Origin of the sequence: Sulfitobacter sp. UBA4523 (genome assembly GCF_002388305.1) — a bacterium.
Classification (GTDB): Bacteria; Pseudomonadota; Alphaproteobacteria; order Rhodobacterales; family Rhodobacteraceae; genus Sulfitobacter; species Sulfitobacter pontiacus.
This window is the reverse complement of record NZ_DGMH01000017.1, coordinates 106,682-108,338: the sequence shown is the minus strand read 5'-3', so window position 1 is coordinate 108,338 and position 1,657 is coordinate 106,682. Positions and strand designations below refer to the sequence as shown.

Sequence of the window (1,657 nt, the reverse complement as noted above, 5' to 3'; positions counted from 1 at the left end):
GGCACGCTGTTCATGATGGGCGGGGCCTATACGCTGTCGCGTGGCGGGCATGTGCGGGGCGATTTCCTGTACCGGCTGCTGCAACCCAAGACCCAGGGCAAGATCGATATCGTCCTGTATATCGTCTTCTTTTTCCCCGGTGTGCTGGCCCTGATCCTGTCTGGCTGGAAATACGCCGCGCGGTCCTGGCAATACGGAGAGGTCTCCGTCAACAGTCCCGCGGGTGTGCCGATCTACCAGTTCAAAGCGGTGATCGTGGCGGCGGGCATATTGCTGTTTATCCAGGGAATCGCGCAGGTATGCCGCTGCATTATCGCGATCCGGGACAATTACTGGCTTGAAGCGGACGAAGACGTTTTCGAGACCGAAGACCTTTTGATCCAGAAGGCCAACATGGCCGAGAAAGACCATATCACATGACCGATCCGCAAATCGCCCTGATGATGCTTGGGCTGTTCATCATCTTTGTTTTTCTGGGCTTCCCGATCGCCTTTACCCTGATGGCCATGGGCATCGGCTTTGGCTACTATGCCTATTTCGATGCGCGCCGCATGTGGCGCGGTTTTGACCGGCTGGATGAAACCGCCGGACAATGGGAACAATGGTCGAGTTGGATAGAGGGATTCTATAACAACCGAATATTTGACCTCTTCGTGAACCAGACCTTTACCGTGATGTCGAACGAGGTGCTGACGGCCGTGCCCTTGTTCCTGTTCATGGGCTATATCGTCGAACGCTCCAACATCGTGGACCGTTTGTTCACCACGCTGAACATCGCGTCCAAGAATGTCCCCGGATCGATGGGGGTTGCGGCGCTGATCACCTGCGCGCTGTTTGCCACGGCGACAGGGATCGTGGGCGCGGTTGTGACCTTGATGGGCCTGCTGGCGCTGCCGGCGATGTTGAAAGCGCGCTATGACCCGTCCTTTGCGGCGGGCATCATCTGTGCGGGCGGTACATTGGGCATCCTGATCCCGCCGTCGATCATGCTGATCGTCTATGCGGCGGCGACCAATGTGTCGATCGTGCGCCTTTATGCGGCGGCGCTGCTGCCGGGGCTGACGCTGGTGGGGCTGTATCTGGTCTATATCATCGGGCGGTCTTTGCTGCAGCCATCGTCGGCACCAAAGCCCACGGCGGATGAGGTGCCGGATATGCCGATGGGCAAGCTGGTGATGATGATCATCACCTCTTTCGTGCCGCTGGCTTTCCTGATCTTTGCGGTGCTCGGGTCGATCCTTTTCGGTCTCGCCACCCCGACAGAGGCGGCATCTATCGGTGCATTGGGCGGTATCTTCCTTGCCTTTATCTACCGCGCGATGACATGGCAGCGTTTGCGCGAAAGCGTCTATCTCACCGTGCGCACCACGGCGATGGTCTGCTGGCTGTTCGTCGGCTCCTACACCTTCTCTGCCGTGTTCTCCTACCTCGGGGGGGAGCATGTGATCTCGGAGTTCGTGCAATCCATGAACCTGTCGCCGATCCAGTTCCTGATCATGGCGCAGTTGATCATCTTCCTGCTGGGCTGGCCGCTGGAATGGTCCGAGATCATCATCATCTTCGTGCCGATCTTCCTGCCGCTGCTGGAAATGTTCGGCATCGATCCGCTGTTCTTCGGCATCCTCGTCGCCCTGAACCTGCAGACCTCGTTCCTGAC

Annotated in this window: 2 protein-coding genes; both read left to right on the top strand. The window is 58.2% G+C overall.

The genetic code is table 11. The annotated features are described in order from the left end of the window. A partial coding sequence (locus B3849_RS03800) for a TRAP transporter small permease subunit (RefSeq protein ID WP_286779835.1) occupies nucleotides 1–420 on the top strand: 420 nt, incomplete at its 5' end. Then, a partial coding sequence (locus B3849_RS03795; protein ID WP_286779834.1) for a TRAP transporter large permease occupies nucleotides 417–1,657 on the top strand: 1,241 nt, incomplete at its 3' end. The genes B3849_RS03800 and B3849_RS03795, both read left to right, overlap by 4 nt.